Source organism: Variovorax brevis (assembly GCF_030317105.1).
GTDB lineage: Bacteria > Pseudomonadota > Gammaproteobacteria > Burkholderiales > Burkholderiaceae_C > Variovorax > Variovorax brevis.
Genome location: NZ_JASZYG010000011.1, coordinates 158857 through 180127 on the forward strand (window position 1 = coordinate 158857; position 21271 = coordinate 180127).

Annotated in this window: 13 protein-coding genes and 1 tRNA gene; 7 read left to right on the forward strand and 7 right to left on the reverse strand. The window is 60.7% G+C overall.

Features of this window, described 5'->3' with window-relative positions; translation table 11 throughout:
* The first annotated feature begins 3 nt into the window (after positions 1–3).
* From QTI66_RS28600 to QTI66_RS28610, 3 genes are read left to right on the forward strand one after another with little or no spacing between them, the layout of a single operon-like run.
* Entirely contained in the window at positions 4–2148 is a 2145-nt protein-coding gene (locus QTI66_RS28600; RefSeq protein ID WP_286563601.1) for a CHAT domain-containing protein, read from the forward strand.
* Positions 2149–2203: 55 nt separating this feature from the next.
* Entirely contained in the window at positions 2204–4450 is a 2247-nt protein-coding gene (locus QTI66_RS28605; protein WP_286563603.1) for an RDD family protein, read from the forward strand.
* Positions 4451–4465: 15 nt separating this feature from the next.
* On the forward strand, positions 4466–5371 hold the full coding sequence (locus QTI66_RS28610; RefSeq protein ID WP_286563604.1) for an N-acetylmuramidase family protein: 906 nt from the start codon (positions 4466–4468) through the stop codon (positions 5369–5371).
* 103 nt (positions 5372–5474) lie between these two features.
* Here QTI66_RS28610 and QTI66_RS28615 read toward each other — a convergent pair whose 3' ends face one another.
* From QTI66_RS28615 to QTI66_RS28630, 4 genes are all read right to left on the reverse strand, one after another.
* Positions 5475–7139, reverse strand: coding sequence for a carboxylesterase/lipase family protein (locus tag QTI66_RS28615; RefSeq protein ID WP_286563605.1), 1665 nt, complete (start codon positions 7137–7139; stop codon positions 5475–5477).
* A gap of 116 nt (positions 7140–7255) precedes the next feature.
* Complete coding sequence (locus tag QTI66_RS28620; protein ID WP_286563606.1) at positions 7256–8179, reverse strand: LysR substrate-binding domain-containing protein; 924 nt, start codon at positions 8177–8179, stop codon at positions 7256–7258.
* 73 nt (positions 8180–8252) lie between these two features.
* Positions 8253–9734: an alpha-amylase family glycosyl hydrolase gene (locus QTI66_RS28625; protein ID WP_286563607.1), complete on the reverse strand. Its 1482-nt coding sequence runs from the start codon at positions 9732–9734 to the stop codon at positions 8253–8255.
* A gap of 906 nt (positions 9735–10640) precedes the next feature.
* Positions 10641–11825: a site-specific integrase gene (locus tag QTI66_RS28630; RefSeq protein ID WP_286563608.1), complete on the reverse strand. Its 1185-nt coding sequence runs from the start codon at positions 11823–11825 to the stop codon at positions 10641–10643.
* 128 nt (positions 11826–11953) lie between these two features.
* Here QTI66_RS28630 and QTI66_RS28635 point away from each other — a divergent pair, with 128 nt between their 5' ends.
* Together QTI66_RS28635 and QTI66_RS28645 are read left to right on the forward strand one after the other, a co-directional pair.
* Positions 11954–13012: a DNA-binding protein gene (locus QTI66_RS28635; protein WP_286563609.1), complete on the forward strand. Its 1059-nt coding sequence runs from the start codon at positions 11954–11956 to the stop codon at positions 13010–13012.
* A gap of 933 nt (positions 13013–13945) precedes the next feature.
* A complete protein-coding gene (locus tag QTI66_RS28645; RefSeq protein WP_353506228.1) occupies positions 13946–14251 on the forward strand; it encodes a 6-carboxytetrahydropterin synthase in 306 nt (101 codons plus the stop codon).
* A gap of 138 nt (positions 14252–14389) precedes the next feature.
* Here QTI66_RS28645 and QTI66_RS28650 read toward each other — a convergent pair whose 3' ends face one another.
* Together QTI66_RS28650 and QTI66_RS28655 are read right to left on the reverse strand one after the other, a co-directional pair.
* Positions 14390–15139 carry an HNH endonuclease gene (locus tag QTI66_RS28650; RefSeq protein WP_286563610.1) on the reverse strand — a complete coding sequence of 250 codons (750 nt, stop codon included), beginning with the start codon at positions 15137–15139 and terminating at the stop codon, positions 14390–14392.
* 9 nt (positions 15140–15148) lie between these two features.
* Entirely contained in the window at positions 15149–16672 is a 1524-nt protein-coding gene (locus QTI66_RS28655) for a DGQHR domain-containing protein (protein ID WP_286563611.1), read from the reverse strand.
* Positions 16673–17012: 340 nt separating this feature from the next.
* Between QTI66_RS28655 and QTI66_RS28660 the strand changes: the two genes are divergently transcribed.
* Complete coding sequence (locus tag QTI66_RS28660) at positions 17013–18920, forward strand: AAA family ATPase (RefSeq protein WP_286563613.1); 1908 nt, start codon at positions 17013–17015, stop codon at positions 18918–18920.
* On the forward strand, positions 18917–19960 hold the full coding sequence (locus tag QTI66_RS28665; protein ID WP_286563615.1) for a hypothetical protein: 1044 nt from the start codon (positions 18917–18919) through the stop codon (positions 19958–19960). Before QTI66_RS28660 ends, QTI66_RS28665 begins: the two co-directional genes overlap by 4 nt.
* A gap of 897 nt (positions 19961–20857) precedes the next feature.
* Here QTI66_RS28665 and QTI66_RS28670 read toward each other — a convergent pair.
* A tRNA-Arg gene (locus QTI66_RS28670) sits at positions 20858–20932 on the reverse strand.
* Between the last annotated feature and the right edge of the window lie 339 nt (positions 20933–21271).

Consider the following 21271-nt stretch of genomic DNA (forward strand, 5'->3'; position numbering starts at 1 on the left):
CCGATGAAGAAGTACTTTGATATCACCGTGTTGGTGTCCCCCGGACCGGACGACAGCTTTACCGTGCGCGTGACCTCCAGCGAAAGCGGGCAAGGGCAGTCGACGCTGCGCCTTCCCTTCCACCTGCAGGACCTGCAAGGCGCGGTGACGGGCGTGGCGGGCGCCGCACGCGACATCGGAACCGTCACGCCGCAAGTCGGCGCCGGTGCAGCGCAGCCAAGGACTGCCGCGGACTTCGGCGCCGAGTTGTTCGAGGCGCTGTTCCAGGGCGAATGCCGCGACGTGTTCATGGCCACCGACAGCCTGGCCCAGATGACGGCCGATACGGGCGTGCGCATCCGGCTCTCGATGAACCTGCAGCAGCCCGGCATGGCCGAGGTTGCGAGCCTGCCCTGGGAGCTCATGTGCCGCAAGGGCCATCGCCCGCTGGTGGTGTCGGCCGCATCGCCGCTGGTGCGTTCGCTCGACGCGCCCAGGCCGATTCAGCCGCGCCCCTTCGTTGCGCCGTTGCGCATCCTCACCCTGATGTCGAACCCCAAGGGCAGTTCGCCCCTGGACCTGGCGGCCGAGCGCGTCCGCATCGAGCAGAACTGGGCACGCCTGCCCGGCGTGCAGGTGGACTTCGTGCGGCCGGTGCGCGCCATGGTGCTGAGCCAGCTCGCGCGCTTCGACTACCACGTGATCCACTACATGGGCCATGGCGACTTCGATGCCGACGAAGGCGGCACGCTGCTGCTCGAACACGAGGACGGCAGCGCCGAGCCGGTGAACGGCGATGAGTTCGCCGCCTGGCTCGCGGACGAGCCGCTGCGCCTGGTCTTCCTCAATGCGTGCAACACCGGCGCCACCAACGCACGGCACGGCGCGCATCCTTTCGCGGGCATCGCCACCGCACTGATTCGCGAGCGGGTGCCGGCCGTCGTGGCGATGCAGTTCCCGATCTCCGACCAGGCCGCCATTGCCTTCGCGCAGACCTTCTACGAGCGCATCGCCCAGGGCTTTCCGGTCGACGCCGCCGTGGCGGAAGGACGCAAGGTGCTCTATTCGAGCAAGCACTCGGAATGGGCAACGCCGGTGCTCTACATGCGCTCCCGGGACGGCTTGCTCTTCGAGCCCGGCGCCGATGAAGCCGCCCCGGCGAAGCTGGTCGCGCCGAGCGTGACGCTGCCCGCCGCGGTGACCTTGACCGCCCAGCCGATCGCGCCGGACCCTGCGCCCCCGGCTGACAGCCCGTGGGGCGCGGCCGTGGAGAACGGCTTGCGCGTGTTCCTCGCCACGCCCGACCAGGACCGCGAGAAACTGCACCAACAACTGTCCAGGGCTCTGCAGGCGCTGCCCGACGTGCAGGTGATCGACAAGGTGCCGCTCGACGAGGACGCGCACGCGAGCGCCGTGGATGCGCTCGTGCGAAGCGCCGACCTGTGCGTGCACCTGCTGGGCGCCAATGCGGGCCGGCGGCTCGACGTGGACGACGACCAGCCGCTGCGCACCTACCCGCTGGTGGAACTGGACATCGCCTTCCAGGCGGCGCGCTCGCAACTGGTGCTGATCACGCAGCAGGACCTTGCCAGCGTTGGCAATGCGGCCTATGCGGCCAGGCTGGATGAGCTTGCCAGGCTGCCGCGCGACCAGGCGCGATTCGAGTTGGTCGTCGCCGACAAGAACCGGATTTTCGACACGGTGCAGGTCAAGCTCGACGCCGTGCGCGCGGCGCGCGAGGCCGCGCTGGCGCCGGACCCGGCGACTGGCCCGGGAATGGGCGGCCAGACCGCCTTCGTCGACGCCCACACGGGCGACGAAGAGCCCGCCATCGATCTCGTGAGCTATCTCGAGGCGCACGACGTGAACACCGAACTGCTCACGTCGTCGGCCACCGACTTCGCGCACCTGGACGACACGGTGCGCAAGACGGCCCTCTACATCATCGTCGCAGGCTCGGTGGACAAGCGCTGGGTGACGAACCGCAAGCTGGCGATCCTCAAGTCGGCGATGAAGGCACGCGTGCCGCTGCTCGTCGCGCGCTATTCGGCCCAGGCGCCGGCAGAGCAGGGCGGCCAGCTCTCTCGCGCGAGCTTTGACATCAGCGCGCTCAACGACAGCGATCGCAGCTGGGTCGATGCGCTGTTCCCCGAGGCAGACAGGCCATGAGCCGCAGTGGCGTTTCCAAAGCGAGTACGGCAGTGCGCAGCACGGAGGTGGCCGAATGAGCGCCGTCCTCGAGTTCTTTGCCGAGCCCGAGGGCAATCCTTACGTCGGCCTGCGCCCATTCTTCGCGGAGGACAGCCTCTACTTCTATGGCCGCGAGCAGCAGACGGCAGAGCTGATGGAGATCCTGCGCCGGCACCGTTTCCTCGGCGTGGTCGGCAGTTCCGGCAGCGGCAAGTCCTCGCTGGTGCGAGCGGGCCTGCTGCCGGGCCTGCTCGCGGGCTTCCTGGTCGACGACCGCGATCGTTGGCGCATGGTGCAGATCAAGCCCGGCGACGCGCCACTGGCCAACCTCGCGGCCGGCCTGGTCGAGGCACTCACCGAAGCGAAGGACCCGCCCGCCGCTGCGGCGCTCGAGCGCGAAATGCGCGAATCGCACACCGCCGGGGTGCTCGACTACCTGCGCGGGCGGCTTGAGAAAAACGCCAACCTGTTCCTGCTCATCGACCAGTTCGAGGAGATCTTTGCCTTCCGCGGCCTCGACAACGAGGAGGACTCCTTCTCGCCCGATTTCGCACGCCGCAAGGAACGTGCGCGACGCATTGCCGAAGCCGCCGACTTCGTCGACCTCCTTCTTTCACTGGCCGAGCAGCGGGAACTGCCGATCTACGTCACGCTCACCATGCGCACGGATTTCCTGGGCGATTGCGACCTGTTCCACGGCTTGCCGGAAGCGCTCAACCGGGGCCGCTACCTCGTGCCGCGCATGACGCGCGAGCAGTTGCGCGATGCGGTCGAGTGCCCGGCGATGCTGCGTGATGCGCGGGTTGCGCCGCGGCTGCTGGACCGGGTGCTCAACGAACTCGGGGACCGCTTCGACCGCCTGCCCGTGCTGCAGCATGCGCTGCTGCGCACCTGGGACGCGTGGGAACGCGGGGGCTGCATCGGCCCGATCGACCTGCAGCACTTCGAAGCGGTAGGCGGGCTGGAGGGTGCGCTCGACCAGGATGCCGAGGCCGCGTTGGGTGGGCTGGACATCAAAGTTGTCGAGCGCATCTTCGGGCGCCTGACCGACACGGACCTCAGCCAGCGCCGCGTGCGCAGCCCGGCGCGCATCACCGAACTGATGGCAGCCGCGGGCGCACAGCGCGAGGTCGTGCAGGACGTCGTGCGGCGCTTCGAGGAAGGCGGACGCAGCTTCGTGCATGCATCGGCCGACGGCAGGCCCGAAGACCCGCGCATCGACATCTCGCACGAGAGCCTGATCCGCCAGTGGGACCGCCTGCGCGACTGGGTCGATACGGAACGACGCTCGCGCGACCAGTACAAGGAACTGGTGCTGCGCGCGCGAAAGAGGTTGCAAGGCGAGGTGGGATTGCTGCGAAACCCGGAGCTGCAGCGCGCCATCGACTGGCACGCCGCCGTGAAGCCCTCGGAAGGCTGGGCCCGGCGCTATGCGGCCGCCGACGACGACTTCGCGGTCGCCGCTGCCTTTCTGCGCGAGAGCTTCGACACGCATGCGGCCGAAGTGGCCCGGCAAGAAGTCCAGCGGCGATGGGAGAAGGGATGGAGCCGCTGGATGGTCTTGCTGATGGTGATCGTGCTGGGCTCGGTCGCGCGACGCCTCAACTTCCTGCGCGAAGGCCTGCCGGTCCTGTCGCTGGACAATCTGGACGAGTACCTGGCCGGATACGGCTCGCTGGAAGCACTGATCGTGCTGGGCATGGCACTGGTCGCGGCTGCGCGGCGGCTCCATCGCTGGCTGGCCTATCGCGGCGTCCTGCGGGCCGTTGTCGCTGCCGGCGGGCGCAGCCCCCTGGAGGTGAAGGCGGCGACGCAGCAGCGCGAAGCCGTGGAGGTTCACGGCACCACCTATGCATCGACCCTGCGGCGAATCGTGGCCTGGATGATCGACTGGGTGCTGTACATACCACTGCTGTCCCTTGCCGACCGCATCTTCGAGTTCGTGTTCCCGATGAAGGGCCGCGCGCACGAGGATGGCAGTTCGCTGACGATGCTCGCGCTGTGCCTGCTGTTTGCATGGCTGTACGAGGTGCCTCAACTGGTCTTTTCCCCGCAGGCCACCATCGGCATGCGTGCCATGGGCATCTTCAGGACCGATCTGCAGGGCAACCGGATGACCTGGGCCTCGGCAACGGTGTTGATGGCGTACCGGCTGCTGTCCTATCTGGCCCTTCTTGGCTTCCTGCCGCAGCCATTCACCAAGCGCCGGCAGACTTTCCACGACCGCATGGCCGGGAGCGTGGTATTGCGGCGCCCCCAACCTGCACATCCACCACCGTAGAACGAGGAGATCGCGATGACCGAGAAGAAGACACCAGCCGCCACACCGGCCAAGCGTGCCAGCAAGAGCGCGGCTGCCAAGTCACGCGCTGCCCCCAAGGCGAAGGCTGCAGAGACGAGTGACGTCGCGAATCCCGTCGCAAAGAAGGCTGCACGCAAGACCACGGCGCCGGCGGCGAAGCGCGAGGCCATCGTCGATCCGGCGGCGCAACTCGACAAGCTCTCGGCCGAGCCGGAGGCAGCGCCGGCCGCCCGCACCCGCGGCGTGGCTATGGCTGCCGCCGCCGCGGCGCCGGGTGGTGTCGCGATGCCGGATGGATTCTTTGCAAACTTCACCGGCGGGCCGCTCGCCGAAGGCGACTTTGCCGACGCGGCCCAAGCCCTTGGGTGCGAGGTGGCGGCGGTGAAGGCGGTGGCCGAGGTCGAGTCGCGCGGCGGCGGGTTTGATGCGATGCAACGCCCGAAGATCCTCTACGAGCGCCATGTCTTCGCGCGCTGCACCGACCCCAAGGGCAAGTTCGATGCGAGCTTCCCCGACGTCTCGGGCCTGCGCCGCCCTTATGCACCGGGCACCTATGGCAACGGCGAGAAGCAGTACCAGCGGCTCGCCCAGGCGATCCAGCTCGATCGCACGGCCGCGTTGAAGGCACCCTCGTGGGGCATGTTCCAGATCCTGGGTGAAAACTTCAAGGCCTGCGGCTTCGCCTCGGTCGACGACTATGCGTCGACCATGACCATTTCCGAGGCGGAGCACCTCAAGGCCTTCGTGAACTTCATCCGGGGCGATGCGCGTCTGCTGCAAGCGATCCGCAAGCGCGATTGGGCCGGCTTCGCACGCGCCTACAACGGGCCGGAGTTCGCCAAGTTCCAGTACGACACCAAGATGGCGGCGGCGTACAGGAAGCATGGCGGCACGGGCTAGTCTGGCGACGATGCGCTCTGCCACCACGATGCCGCCAACCCGCGCCCGGCTTTGAGTGCAATGTCGCGCGGGGCCTGCCGGTCAGGCGACCACCCGCCAAGGTTCAGTACCCCAGTACGCTGTCCCACACGGCCAGCTGATCCAGCTTTGGCACTGCACCGATCACCGCGTCACCTGTTCCGTTCTCACCCCAACGAACGGACGTGTTGCTTCCTGGTTGATACACAGGCCAGGCGGCGCCGCTCGCGAGAATCGGCTGCGCATCGCGCGCAAATGACACGATAGCGCCTGCGAATTGGTCGGCCAGGCGAGCCTCCTCCCGACCCGCTCCTACCTTGGCGCGGTAATAGTCAAGTGAATACGTGCCGAACAGCATCGGAACATCGGCGCAATGGGGCACGCCGCGTCCCGGCGCCTGTACCGCGTGCATGTAGGTGCTGTAGCGAACAGGCACGCCGGCCGCGGCCAGGCGCGCGGCGTAGCGGGTGCCGAAGTTTCGCAACAACTGGTCACCGAAGATGTCGATCCACAACGAAGCCGGGTCCGTCGTGCGCCCTTCAGCGATCGCGGCAGTCGTGTAGGCGTCGATGACGGCGTTGGCGGCATCGGCGCGTCCGCCCAGTTGGGCCGTCAATGCCGCCCTGACCGCCGGCAGCGTCGGGGGCGGCGCGGGCGTGAGCATCGTGTTCGTGGCAGGATCGTAGATGTCCCACCAGAACGAGCCTTCGTCGAGCGTGTAGTCGATCACGACCGGCAAATCCGTCGGCCAGTCGCGCCGTGTCCAGTCATCCAGGTACGTCGCGCCGTCGATGACCGGTGCCAGCTTGTAGGGCGATCTGCCGGAAGTGAAATTCGCCGGCAGTGCCGACGCGCTCTGCGCCAGCTCAGCCGCGTGCAGCGTTTGCGCGGGCACATCGCGCAGGCCAAGCGGCGTGGTGCCCAGGGTCTTCGCAAGCAGCTCGGTGTAGGCCGCGGCATCGGATGCCGTCAACGAGGCAGGGGGTGACACGTTGGGCGGGCTGAGCAGCACTGCTTTCTGGAACAGCGGGCGGTACGCGGGGTTCTGCGCCAACATGATCGTGTGCATCGCGCCGCCCGATTGCCCGACCACGCACACGTGCCCCGGGTCCCCGCCGAATGCGGCGATGTTGGCGCGGACCCATTGAAGCGCTGCACCCATGTCCTGCATCTGCCAGTTCGCGGACGTCCCGTTCTGCGAATCGGCGAAGTCCGGATGCGACAACAATCCGAGTGCGCCGAGCCGATAGTTCACGGTGACCACGACCACGCCGCGCTGCGCAAGCGACTTGCCGTTCATCAAGGGCATGCGCGTCGCGCCCGTGCGGAAGCCGCCACCATGGAGCCAGACGATCACCGGCAGTCCCTGAGCGCCATGGGGGCTCCAGATGTTGAGGGTCAGGCAGTTTTCGCTTTGTACGTCCTGGGGTGGGTAGATCCACGACACCGTGCCGACGATGGTCTGCAGGCTGGCCGCGCCGAAAGCGCTTGCCTCGACGACGCCGGACGCCGGCTGCACCGGCCGCGGCGCCTGGAAGCGCAAGGGCCCGACGGGCGGCTGCGCGTATGAAATTCCCAGCCAGGTTGCCACGCCGTCCTCAGACTGGCCCTGGAAACTGCCAGCGGCCGTCGTGGCGACAGGAGTGCCACCGCCTCCACCACAGCCCACGAGAGGCGCGGCGCCGAACGCGGCGCCGGAAAGCAGGAAGCGGCGGCGTGTGCTTGCCGCAGGACGAACATCGATGTGCATGGATCTCCTCTCGGTATGCCGCGGAACTTGCGGCTGCACCGGATGCTAGGAAGAACGCATGCCGTGGGTAAGGTCGCTGCTGCAATGCAGCGTTCCAGGGTTGGAACGACGAATCGTCACGCCGGGGCGCGATCGAGCGAGGCCATGTCTTCACTGAGTGCTTCGATGAACTTGCGGCCTGCCAGTGTGAGCGCGCGGCGCGAAGGGTAGAGCACGTAGATGCCGACCTGGGGCGGCGACCAGTCGGGCGCAATCAAACGCAGCCGGCCGCCATCGATGTCGTCCCGGCACAGCGAGTACGGCAACTGCGCCACACCCACGCCTGCAAGCGCAGCTTCGCGCACCAGCATCAGGTTGTCCGTGGTGAAGCGCACGTCCACGGCAATCTCGTGCTGTCCATGCTCGCGATGCCGCAGCGACCAGCGCGCCGGGTGCGGGAAGAATGTCCACCCGACGGCGGGGAAGCATGGGAAATCCGCGGGGCCAGGCGTGGCGGGAATGCCGTCCTGCAAATGCGGTGCACCCACTACCACGTATCGCGCCTCGATGAGCCTGCGGGCCACCATGCTGGAGTCGCGTAGCGGCTGCAGGCTCGGCTGGATGGCGAGGTCCGCCGGTTCACTGAAGGGCCGGTTGCGGCCGTCGGTGGATTCGATCAAGACGCGCACGCCCGGGTGGCGCGTCATGAACGAGATCGCGACGCGGCCCACCGCGGCCGATGCGAGCACCATCGGGCACGACACGCGCAGGAGACCCGTGGGCTCGCCCTGCGATTCCCGTGCGGCGGCGACGGCATCCTGCAATCGCGCCCGGGTGGCCACGGCATCCTCGTAGGTGCGCCGACCGATGTCCGTTACCTCGAACCTCCGTGACGTGCGCACCAGCAGGCTCACGCCCAGGTGCTTTTCAAGCGCGGCGACCGAGCGGCTCAGGCGCGAGGGCGGCACACCGAAGCGATCGCCCGCAGCATTGAATCCGCCCGCGTCGACAACCGCGATGAACGCCATCAGTTCCTCGAACAGGTGCGGCAAGTCATCCATCAGGACTGCATCTTACGAAGCTCGGGCACGGTGCGTATTGCCTGGTGGCCAGGCCGTCAGGCCTTCGACGACATCATGCAAGCCAGTGAACGGCCAAGACGTGCAGACCCCACGGGGGCATGTCCAGGAACAGGCCCCGGTCGAGCAGGTCATCGCCCGGCCGCTCGAAGACGGACGCACCCATGAGGTCCTGCAGGCTCAGCGTGCGTCCGCTCATCTGCGGGAATGGAAGTCTTGCAAAGCATTGGGATTGCTGCGGCGAATAGTTCACCGCCACCAGCAGCCACTCGCCTGGCGGCGATGCCCATCGATACACGATGAAGTTGTCGCAGCTCGTGTTGCCGCTCCATGCCGGAACGCATTCCAGCAAGGACCAGTCGCCATTGCGTACCACGGGCCGGCGCAATATGGAAAGCAGCAAGGCATAGAACTGCGCCAGTGCAGTGTCCACAGGCTCATCGGGCGCGCGGACGAGATGCGGCGAAATGCGCACGCGCCGACCCTCGAATTGCTCTTGATGAAAGAACCTCAAGCCTGGCGACAGGAAGCTCAGGACGGCCGCCGCCCGGTGAACTTCAGGCGCAAAGGCTGATGCCGCACGCGGCTCGTCGTGGTTTTCCAGAAAGCGCGCAAGCTTGTCCTGATAGTCCATGCCCGCGCACAGGTGTTCTCGCACAGGTCGCGCGCTTTGTGCGTGCAGGCGGTCGTACAGGCGCTTGTCGTAGGCGTAGTCGAAGCCCTCCTGTTGCAGCGTCCACTCCAGGTCCCAGTAGGCTTCGGCCATGAAAAGAAATGCGGGATGACGGGCGCGGGCGGCCGCGATGGCCTTGCGCCAGAAAGGCTCGGCCTTGATTCCCCAGGTGCGTTCGAAGACCTCAGGCAAGACGAGCATGGCCATGTCGCACCGCACGCCATCGCATTGGCCGGCGATCCGCAGCAGTTCGCCAACCATCGCCTCCTGCAGTTCAGGGTTGCCGTAGTTCAGTTGCAGCGTGTCCGGCCAGCCGTCGAAGTAGGGGTCGCGACCGAAAGCCATCACGGTCTCGCCGTCTCTCGTCATCACGCGGCGGTAGTTGCGGGGTGAACGCGCGAGATCAGCATCGCTTGCGTGAACGAAGTAGCCAGGATGATCCCGCACCCAGGGGTGGTCGGGAGCCATGTGGTTGGGCACGAAGTCGAGCATCAGGCGCAATCCCCGCTCGTTCATGCGTGCGCGCAAGGTTGCAAGCGCCGTGTCGCCGCCCAGATCCCGATGCACGGTGTAGCTGCTGATGGCAAAACCCGAGCCCCCGATGTCTTCGTCGTGCAGATCGGGCAGGGTGCGCTCGAATTCGCGTCTCCACTCGGGATGGCTGCGCGAGACGGCTTGTGCCGCCGCACCCGTCTGCCAGACGCTCAACAGCCAGATCCAGTCAAATCCCGACTGCGCGAGATGATCCAGTTGCGCATCGCCGATGTCGTCCAGCGTCGCGGCACGGCCCAGGGAACGCGACAACCCGGTCAGCGCAACCCGTGTGTTGATCTGGTACAGCGCGGGGTAGCGCGGTCCGTTCATGACGTCAGGGCTCGATGAGCGGTGCAACATGCAGCGTTCGCGTCGCTGCTGCTTCGGCACCCGGCATCAGCAGCCATCTTCATCGTGATGCAGGCCAATCGGCGACGCGGGCTCTAACGGCTCATCTTGATGCTGCTGTGATTCCATGCCGGGGCTTGAACGCCGAGGAACTGCTCTTGCCGCGTCCATCGTGTCTGGCTGATGGTGGGGAGAGAGCGCCGGGTTGGGTCCTTCACACTGAGCATCCGGGTCGAACTTCAATACCTGGACGAGCGGCAATCCGGCAATCGCCCCTGGTCTGGCGTTGATCGTCAGATCCTATTCACCCGAACGACTTGCCTGGCGACGCCCCCAATGACATTGGCATGGCGTAAATGCGGCCCGCATCGCCAGTCGGGCGGCCAAGATGACAGCCGCTCAACTCTCAATTGCGGGGATCGGCCAAAGGCAATGCAGGCGGACTATGACTGCAGTACCTTGGAACCGGTCGAAGGGTCAGAGATCATCGCTGCGCCTGAAAGACTGCACTCGGGGTCACAGCGTGAATTTGCTAGGCGGCCGGGGACGGCCGCAACCACTGCGCTGCAGCCCTTGGCAGCGCGACGCCCACCGACTGCCATGGGCCCAACTGCGTCGTAGACCGGCCGCGCCGAAGGATCGCATTCCCCACGACACGCTGGCAATAGCGCGGCCAATAGCCCGCTCCGACCGCATTGAATCGTGATTCGACCACCGACCGAAGAGCGAAACGCTGGATGCATCCACGATGCTATTGTGATAACTCTTCCTATCATCATAGGGAGGTTTGTCGCCTGAACTGGGGTGGCATGAAAGTTCGTCTCAGCAGGCAGAGCAAGGCCGAAGACGATCGGAGCGGGGTGCGAGCTTGTTCCGTTCGCCCGACTGTCACTCCTCGTCGAGCATGCGACTGACCTTGCTGTTGAGCGAGCTCTCGGCGCGGAAATATCCCATCACGGTCGCGACGCTGTGATGCCCAGTCATGGCCATGGTCTCGGGCAGCGACATGGCTTGGCGGCCGGCTTCCGTGACAAACCCAGCTCGCAACGAGTGCGCGGAGAACTCCCCTTCGACACCGGCCAGCGCACAGCGCTCCTTCACGATGTCGCGCACGGCCGCCGGTGCCAGCGGCTCGCCCAGATGCCCGCCCTTTCGGATGCGGCGGAAGAGGGCGCCTTCCTTGATCCCGCTGGCAGCCAGCCAGGCCTGCATGGCCAGCGCCGCGCTGCCGACAAGCGGTTTCACATCTTCCGGGCGTTCGGCCCCGGTCTGGTTCGTTTTGGAGTGCGTCAGCGTGTAGATATAGGATTTGGCGTCGACTCGCCGCAAGTTCTCGAACGTCGCTCCGGCCACTTCGGAGCGGCGCCGTCCACCGGTGGCCCAGGCAAACAGGAGCAGGGCGCGATCGCGCTTCCCGCGCAGCGTCTCGTCGCAAGTGGCAAGTACGAGCTGCAAGGGATCCTTGGTGAGCGCGCGCTGCTTGTGGGTACGCGCCCCGCGCTGCGCGTAGGCGCGGCGCGTGCGGCCCAGCAGTTCCCGCACGTGGGCGTCGGCGCAGGGGTTGCCTTCCTTGGCCAGCTGGTGCGCTTTGGAAAGCACCGCAATGCGGTGCACCAGCGTGTTGAGCGCCGGCACACCCAACTTTGACTTGTAGCCGTTGTCCACCAGCGCCTGGTCGATCTCCGGCGGCAGTTCATGCACGAGTTGGGTTTTGGCGCTGGCAGCCGATGTCGAGCTCGCCGGCGGTTGCGCGCCCATCGCGTTGCCGTTGCCTTCGCCAGCCTCGTCCGCGTCCACATCATCCACATCGGCCTTGCGCGCTGCGTGATCGACGATGAACTGGATCACCACCGGCACGGGGACCGGGAGCGCCAGCGCCTGGCCGTAGCGCGCCGCGTACCACGCGCACCAGTAGCGCATGGCCGAGGCATAGGACGCGCGGGTGTTCGCGGATTCGCCTTCGCGCAGGAGCGCCCGGGCTGCGACCTCGGCCGTTTGCGTGAGCCGCGCCGGCTCCAGCACGGGGTGCCATTCGGCCATGTTCACGAGCGGGTGCGAGTTTTCGGGATCCATGGAAATCTTCATACATATGACATATGATTTGCTACATTATACATCGATAAGTCACGATAACACTCCCTTATCGAGGGTAAAAATAGAGTGGAAGAGGGCGCGTCAACGCCAGAATGTTTGAGGTCCATATGAGTGAAATCCGGGAAATCAGAAGCACACGCGGCATCCAGGAAGAGGATGTTTTTAAAGCAGCCGACGCGCTGCTCGCCGAAGGCCTTCGGCCCACCATCGAGCGCGTGCGGCTGAAGATCGGGCGCGGGTCCCCGAATACCGTCAGCCCGATGCTCGAGCGCTGGTTCGGCACGCTGGCGTCACGGCTGGCCGGTGGCGTGAATCCCTCGGCCAATCTCGCGGCGGGCAACGATGCGGACGGCGTGCCGGTGTCGGTGCGCAATGCCACGCGGCTCCTGTGGGAGACGGCGCGGCGCGAGGCCGAGGATGTCCAGCGGCAGGAACTGGAAAGCGCGCGGGCGCAGCTCGAGGAAGCGGGCCATGTGCTTGCGGTTGGCCAGGCCGATTTGGCGCAGCGTGAAGCCGCCTTCGAACAGGCCCGGGTGAGCCTGGATGCAGCGCTGGCCTCATCGCAGCAGGCGCGCGAAGGCCTTGAGCGTCAATTGGGCGAACAAGCTGCAGAGATCGCTCGACTGCGGGCTACGTCCGAACAGGAGATTGCCCGCCTGAACGCCCTCCTCCAAGAGTCCCATGCTAGCAAAGAGGTGCTCCGGCAAGAGCAGGCCGCAGCGCTGGCCGAGCGCGACAAGGATTTGAGGAAGGAGCGGGAAAGTCACGAAGCCCAAGAGCGCCACTCACATGAGGAGGTCGACCGGGCGCGCCAAGACTCGAAGCAGCTGGAAGCCGTACTGGCCCGGGAACAGCAACAGCGCCTGCGAAGCGAGGAAGCCGCGGCCCAGACGCTGGAGGCCGGCCGCCGGATGGTGCGCGAGACACAGCAGGCCGCACAGCATCTGGAGCGTGAGCTTCGCGATCAGCTCGTCGTTCAGTCAGGCTCGCTCGTGCAAGCCCAATCGCAAGTCGCAGCGCTGCAGCAGCGCCTGGACGACCTTGCGCGGCAGATGGTTGAAGAAAAGCAATCGCATGCGGGCACACGGGCCCTGCTTGCAACAGCGCTCGCGGACATGGGCAAGCCTGGCGCGGCTCGCCGCAAAGCGGCCAGGAAGACCAGGTAGTTGGCGCTGGCGCCGGCCTCAAGCCGCCCCGGACGTGCCTTCTTCCTCAGCGCGTTGCTCTCTCCCGGACGAACGGCAGCGCGTATTCGCGGCCGATCATTCCGCGTGCGAAAAGGGTAGTTGTTGCGGGCCGCCTCGCCCATCGCATCGAGATCGACCAATCCGCGACTGTCGCAGGGAAAGGCCAACGCGCGTCCCTCGCGAAACAGCGACTGAAAGCGGATCTCGAATTCCGATGCGGTGTGGACCGAGGGACTGGTCAGCATGATGCTCTCCTGAATCGAACGACCTTGTCTGGCAGTGAGTTGCAGCAACCTCAGATTGGGTTTTGCCTGGTTGGGAAACAGAGCGCCCTTGCTTCGTTCTGCTGTTGGACGCCGCTCTCTCACTCCTCCCCCACGACCCCCAACCAGCCGTTCTCGGGTTGGGACACCGTATTCCCGGATGCCGGCATGACCGTGAAGAGTAGTAAAGATATGTCCTCTGTCATTCTTGGAAAACCAACCAAATCAACGGGTTAGCGCAACGCAATGGGACGGTGGACGCAACATTACTTCGCATTTTTTGGATAGTAAATCTGTGCCTATCCAATAAAGAGTAGTAAATCGGTGTCTTTTCGCCATTTGTCAGATGGACGCATCTTTACTTCTTATGGGTAAATGCGAAGGCGGTTAAGCACGGATCGCTGTTGTGCAATGGGGATGGCATCGCAAGAGTGAGGAGAGCTGAATATATTGAAGCCCAAGTCCCCGTTATGCATCGTGCAATACATCGCTGACCAATGGCCAAGAGGCGTATTGGTGCGCGATCATCGCGCAAAAGGACAAAGAAGTCACATCTTTACTTCGCAAAAGACGCAGTATTACTACACTTCACGCAAGTCCATCCCAAGTGGAGCCTCAGCGTTCAAACCCACAAGATGATTGGCATTCGATGATTTACGAACTGAGTCGAAAATTCTACTTCGAAACTGCGCACACACTGCGCAGTGACCTAGATACAGCAGGCAGCAGGCGCATTCACGGGCGTACCTACCTCGCTGAGATTACGGTCGCCGGACAGCCTGATGCGGAGTCTGGGATGGTTCGAGATCTGGGAATTGTGCGGAAGCAGATCGAGCATATTCGATCATCACTCGATCATCACTTTCTCGATGAGGTGGATGGATTGGGACCAGCAACCTTGGAGAATCTTTGCAGTTTCATTTTCACAAACCTGAAAGGTGCTTGCCCAATTTAAGCGCAGTTGCGATCGAGCGGCAGGCTAGCGGAGATCGATGTGTCCTGCGTGAACAGCATAAAAGCGACCCAACTTCGCGCACGGGGAAGGAAACATACGCAATACCCATTGGGGGCGCCGGCCATATTTCAATTTAAGTCAAACCCCAAACCCGAAGCCCCCGACTTTGCGACGACTCATCGCGGCCTTCGCGCGTCGCATTTGAGCACTAGCAATTTCTGCTCGATGCGTCTCACAATAGACCACAAGATTATCAAAAATCACCCGCCCACCCTCGGGAACACCAACGTACGGAACAACGAACACTGGGCATATTGAACTATTGTTTTCACAATCGTCATGAAAGCAACGGCCCTTGAAACGCTTAAGAACTGAGTAGCGCAAGCCTAGCGACGGCTCGTTTCCAGGTCTTTCATCAAAAAAGGGAAGCGCCATCAACCAATGAAGACTGGCACCTTTGCCAAGATTACATTCACCGCACAACAGTTGAAAATTCGAGATTTCTTCCGACCCGCCAAGACTCACCGGAACCACATGATCAACGTGGGGATTTGCGTCGCGTACGAGTAACACTCCGCACAGTGCACATCTGCTGCCCTGTCGAATCTCCAGCGAAATTACTTCCTCCTCTGTGAGTCGTCGTTTGCGAAGACTTCGTGTCGCCAACGCTAGGTGCTCTTCCGACGGTGGCGTGCCCAGCAAAGCGGTCATATAAGCCGCCTTGGCATCTTCCTTTAGTCGTGAATTGGGCAGGGCACTCCAGAGTCTCCGGATCGCAAGTATCGCCTGAAACTGTGCGATCGCCTCGGAGTCGTTGAACGGAATTCGAGGAGACTCCGTCATCAATACATCAAGGGCTTCTCGAAACAACGCGATCAGATCCTTCATTTTGCACAATTACCTTGGCGCAGTTGAAGCCTTCTTATCAAGCAGTGTGACTTCTTTTTGCAGAAAGGTCGTTAGCTTTTCAATATCTTGATTCGTGTTCTGCTTATTGAGAATATCGTTTATGTAAATGCTTTTTTGATCCTTCGTACCCTGGAGCGCATCTTCTGTCCATTGAACTCGCGTGCTTAGCCTTTTAATACTCTCTCGAGTCTCACTCCAAACGCCGGGAGCATCAATATCAAAGCCATGATTCCGGTGATTCGAGTCGATTAAATCGACAAGTACGCGACTCATAGCTCTCAGCCCTGCTCCATGCATCAATTTTGAAAGAGATGAGCTAATACCCCATGCCTGAGGCCACACCTCCTTGACAATAACAAAGCCTCGCTTTACGCAATCCGCCAAACGAGTGAAGTTGTCATCGAAATCCAACCCCGATTGCTCAAAAGCAGAAGTGACGGCGAATAAAGTGTTGTAAACAATTGGCTCCTTCTTCGCAGCGACACCAGGGTGCTTCACCAACCCGAAGAAGGGAGACTCTTGATCATCGAGGGCGAGGCGCTTAACCGCCTGCGCGACAAGGCGTTCCTGTTTAACGTACCCCGGCGCGTCGTCCATCGCGCCAAGGAGAGCCCGGGAAAAATCTGAAGTTATCTTGACCGTATTATTCGCAACTCGAAATGTCTGCTTCGCCTCAGAAGCGTCGCCAACGAGTGCGTTCACGGACAATTGGTACGATGGGACGACTTCGATGTCCACCAGCGATAGCGCAGCAGTCCGTTGTTGACCGTCGACTAGCAGAGCGGTCTTCTCACTATCAAAAGCGGCTGTCCGATATGGGATATCGAGTTCAATAGCCTTTACATCTTGGACTATACGCCCTGGCATAGACGGGTGTGGCACTGAAGACCATTCTTCGGCGAGTGAGCGACATACAACAAAAGATTCAGGAACAACATCGCCGTCTTTTGGATCCCACGCGAATACATTGTCGTGGAAGATCAAGATCACAGAGTTCGGCACTTGCACTCCGTCTTCCATCCCTTGCGCAATTGCTTTGACGTGCTTCACGATTTCGTCACGTTGATTTCCGGTGCCAGCAATTGCATCAAGTCTATCAATTGCAGCGAACGATCGTATCGCCCTTCCATCCAATGTAAACTGCAATCGGATCTCGTTAAGCGAGATTCTTGAAGCAGTCCCGTACACCTTGAGGCGCTTAATTTCAACGTCCTTTAATCTATAAAGAGCAATGCCTTCAGGGTCAAGCGCACGCTGGGTCGTAGTTGTTTTTTCAAGTACACCTTCTTGTGTCAACTCCGTCAGCGCCTCAACAATCGCGTCCGTTTCATCTGCGATATGAAGCAGGCCCCGGACATCCTGTGCGGCGAGCAGGGGATCAGGAATTTCTCTAAAGAGCCGTTCTACTTTGACCTTGAGGTCAAGCAACTCGCCCCCTATCGCTGCCGCCAATTGCAATTCAGTCGCGTGGAACCGTGCTTTGATAGATTCCTGCAGTTGTGTTGTGGCCAAGACTATCCCCCAGTAGATTTAGAACCGCGCCCCCGAAGGACGCTTGCCAGAAGCGTACTGCACTGACAGCGCCGCGTACGCAGTGCGGACCCTCAAGCAGAACAAGCGATGATAGGACAATCTGCTGCGACCGCGAAGGAAGCGGTCGCGAGCGGAGGCTATATTCGGGTACTGCGTCGAGCGAGACAGCCAGTGTATGCGCTTCGCAAGCTCGTCTTTCGCAGTCGCGCCGCTTGATTAGCGCGGCCGAGGCCGCCAGCGACCATCACTGCAGTGGCGAGGTTGCTTGTTGAGATTCGCTTGGACAGAACCGCATCACATTCCGAGGACAATGCTTACCATGATCGAACAATGGACACTGCAAAATTTTAAATCCGTACGCGATGAGAGAAAACTCGATTTCAAGCCGTTGACTCTATTCGTCGGACAGAATAGTGCCGGCAAGAGCACGATAATCCAGAGCATCTTACTAACCGCCCAAACTCTACAGAATAGTGCGGGGTCGAAGAGCCTAGTACTTAACGGCCGAATAGTACGCTTAGGCTCCTTCGTCGATATTCGATCGAACCATGCCCAAGAGGCGGAGATCGGCATTGAATTCAGACTAAAGGAATCACCGTACCTGAAAAAGGGGACTACCGAAGCCGACACATCGCCTTATTCGTTCACTCAATATTGGGCTCAAATGGCGGCGGTAGAGGCAAAATATACGTTTTCGGCTGGGCCTCCCGAAGACATGAGAAAACACCTTCTTCTGCAACCTCAACTTGAGGAAGGAAGAATTTCCTATTTTTCAGTCGAGCGGGATCAATCTGCCGAATTAGCGTTCCAACGACACGGGCGGACACAGGTCGCTGAACTCGAGCGCCTCAAAGTCCTTGCGGGTGATGTGAACTTGGTCGACCCGTCAGCCATAGAGTTTGCCATCAAAGACCAGACGTCAGGATATAGACAGGCCGGCGATGCGGCGTCTATTCCACAGCAGGCGATCCCGGCGGGCGTCGTTCTACGTCATTTCATCCCGACGGCAACTGCCGTCGTTTACGATGCGATAGCCGGCGAAGTCGAAGCCATGTTTGAACTCTTGAGTGATATTTCCGCACTAAAGCATAGAAGACGAGAACACCGACTACTTGCGGAGGCCCTATCCACATCTAATTTTCGGGCGATCGCAGTGGCGGCATACAGAAATGCCACGGAGCGGCTTCCTACTGATTTAAAGTCCCGAGCAAGCGACGCTATCAGCGACCTTGAAAGCGACTTCAATCTAATCAATCTTGCGAAGGCCCAGACGTCTCTGCGCACCCAAGGGAAGGCAGCTCTGCTGGCACAATTAACCAAGCGAAGCGCAGAAATAAAAAGTCTCTTGCGGAGCGGCCGGGAACAGCGAAAAGAAATATCGGCAGTGGCCGTTTCGGATGCACTGACTTTTGCGGGCGACTATATTTTTAACTTTTTCTCGCATCGCATAAAGTATTTGGGTCCGCTGCGGGACGAACCGAAGGCAATCTATCCTCTAAGTGGATACAACGAGCCAAACGAAATTGGATTTAAAGGGGAATTCACGGCTGCAGTGCTTGAAAACAACAAGGCAACTCCAGTTTGGTATATCCCTAGCACAAGTTTTCCGTTCAGCGCCACTAAGACTATAGAGCGTTCGACTTGTGAGCTTGCAGTTGCAGTAAGGGACTGGTTGGGATACTTGGGCATTGCTACGGGAGTTGGCACAGAGGACAAAGGGAAACTTGGTCACGAGTTGACAATTGCGACATCAAGTGATGGTTTCCTCCACGACCTAACCCACGTCGGAGTTGGTGTGTCGCAGGCACTCCCTATCGTCGTGTCCTCTTTACTTGCCGAAAACGGCACCACATTAGTATTCGAACAGCCAGAGTTGCATCTAAATCCGAAAGTGCAATCTCGGCTAGCAGACTTTTTTGTTTCGTTGATATTATGTGGCAAGCAGTGCATTGTGGAAACTCATAGCGAGTACCTCATTTCCCGCCTGCGCTATCTTACTGTAGCGGCAAAGGATGAATCCATCGCATCGCACATCAAGATATTTTTCGTTGAAAAGCGAAGTGATCAATCATTTTATCGGGATGTCGAAGTTTCGGATCGGGGCGTAATACTAGATTGGCCAGATGGATTTTTCGACGAGGCAGATCGAAATGCTTCCGATATAATTCAAGCGCAAATCGACTTCGCTCGAAAAAGCGCATCCAATAGGAGCAGCGGCGCGAAATGACTGCCGTTTTAATTGATCCCGCTCTTCTTGCTTGCCCAGACTTGGAAACACTTCAGGGTTCGAGTCAGGATCGCCTCCTACAGTATTTGTCTAGGCTTGCGGAGCTTTCGCGACTCCGCGCAAATTGCCGCTCTTTCGTTTTCTGGCGAAGCAGAGATCTTGCAAGTCTGCTCGCAGAGGCGAACCGATATCCATTCCGACATTCATTGGCGAATGCCTTCAACGCGTTGTATACGACGCCGTCATTTCAACTCGAAGATATAAACAGGTTGGCGATCTCACTTCTTGATCGCAGTTTGAGCCTAGAAGAGCACGGCCAAATCGAGGATGTTTTGGTTTCCGAATGCGAGCTGACCGAGGATCCAATGGAGGACAGGCCCGCGCAGTGGAAAGATCATTTATGTAAATTGATTGCCTTGGCTTTGCCTACAGTTGGTACAAACGGACTTTTTTCGGACAACACCTACCTTGGCTCGCTCGCCACCGACAAGAACGACGCTATTATCGAAATTAGCTGCAAGGTTGATCTGGTGCAGTTCAGGGACAACACTTATGATGATTCCATAAAAGCACTGAAGGCGCAGATTTACAATTGCCCGCCGGCGTCGCATTTCCTTCAAAGGATTAATCTTGTAAGCCTATTTAAAATCGGATCGGCAGTAGCCCTTGAAGATGCATTTATTATTGCAAGCGCCGTTGAAAGCGAGCATCCTTGGGAAAAGGTCCAAGAAATCAAGGGCAAGATTTCTATAGGTCGCTCGTTCATTGAAAGCGCGCGATACCTTGGCTTCTTAAACACGTCGCAAAAGATAAGCCGCCTAATTAGAGTTTGCGCCGACCTAATACACGAGCGAAATATGGCTGACTCGCATTGGTTAAGAGAAGGCGATGGGGCAAACGAGGCTCAAAGGACTCGCGGCGAGTGGAAAGCATGGCGTCATGATATTGATTACGAATTCCATCTTCACTACTGGCGGACCGGCCACCGAATTGAACTAGCGAACGTAGTCACTCATAATGATTTCGACATCGTTCGTTAATAGCCCGCAATTCGGAATTATTTAGGTGGCGAATGACATCGGCGTGGTGTCGTGCGGCGATAGAACTGCGTAAGCAGTTGATCTTGTCGACTCTCCTCGCCTTGAAGTGCGGAATTCTGTCCGGGACTTGAAGCTTCCGACCTGAGACCCTCTACAGGCACCGGGGAGCAATTCGGTACACTGCGTGCGTGAAGACAGTTAAATGACGCGACTAGCCGCCTATTGAAGGTACGATTGTTCGTCGTGCAATTGTTTTAACCATTTCTCGAATGCGAGGTCACCGGCGCCGGCCCAGTGCAGCCACACACTTCTAGTGTCTGACTGCTTATGCGGCAAATTGCGAGCGTGAGAAGTGTTGGAACGCCAGACAACACAATTGTCGGATAATCGGATTTCAAGAATCCAACAGGCGTCCTTTTTGTCCCGTTGATCAAAGATAACGCCAACGGGCGAACTCGAAAATTTCGCGCCACATAACTCGTGAGTGTGTTCATCGAGGCTGCGACTTAGGTCGTTTTCAATGGAATTCCATCGCAGGACGTACTCAGAGTACAACCCAGCGGCTGCGGTTTTCAAGTCGCTCCGCACCGCAGCATGCGTCGCATAGGCCCAACGCGAGCCATGGGCGGGTCTTCTTCCATTCCAGTACTTCATGCCTCAATGATGCGTACGGTCAGCGAGCATGTCCAGCCTGACTGCGCGGCACTTTGTGCGCATAGGGCGGGGCGTGGGAGGACTCAGGATGCCCCCATACTGACGAAATCTGCCCCCCAAAATGCCCCCTCGTGCCCCCGGATTGATGCACACTTCCCCGCACGCGCTCGCACGACCGGGAAGGCATCTACAGAGGGAAAACGAAAAAGGCCGGAAGCATACGAACGCCTCCAGCCTTTGAATTGGTCCCGCCGCCAGGAATCGAACCTGGATCTCAGCCTTCGGAGGGCCGAATTCTATCCGTTGAAATACAGCGAGATGGGCTCCGGCCAGCTAACCGGAGGCTGTCATTATCGCTCATCAGGCTGCCTGCCTTGCTGCAGGTTGCTGGACTGCCTGCGGCTGATCGAGGCCAGATCCAGGTCTCGCGTAAATTGCCCAGGGGCCGGCTGGGCGGCGTCAACTACTTTGAGCCGCGTGATGCCTCACGAAGGAATGTTACCCGGCGGCTGGTTGTCGTTTGATCTTCTTTTTCAATCCTTTAGTCTGAAGTTCCCTGAAGCGAAGAACGAGATTCCCTTGTGACTCAAGCACTTGCTTGAGTTGGTGAGGGAGTTTTCTGTCTACGGCTTGATGTTTTGCACGAGCGCGAGGGCG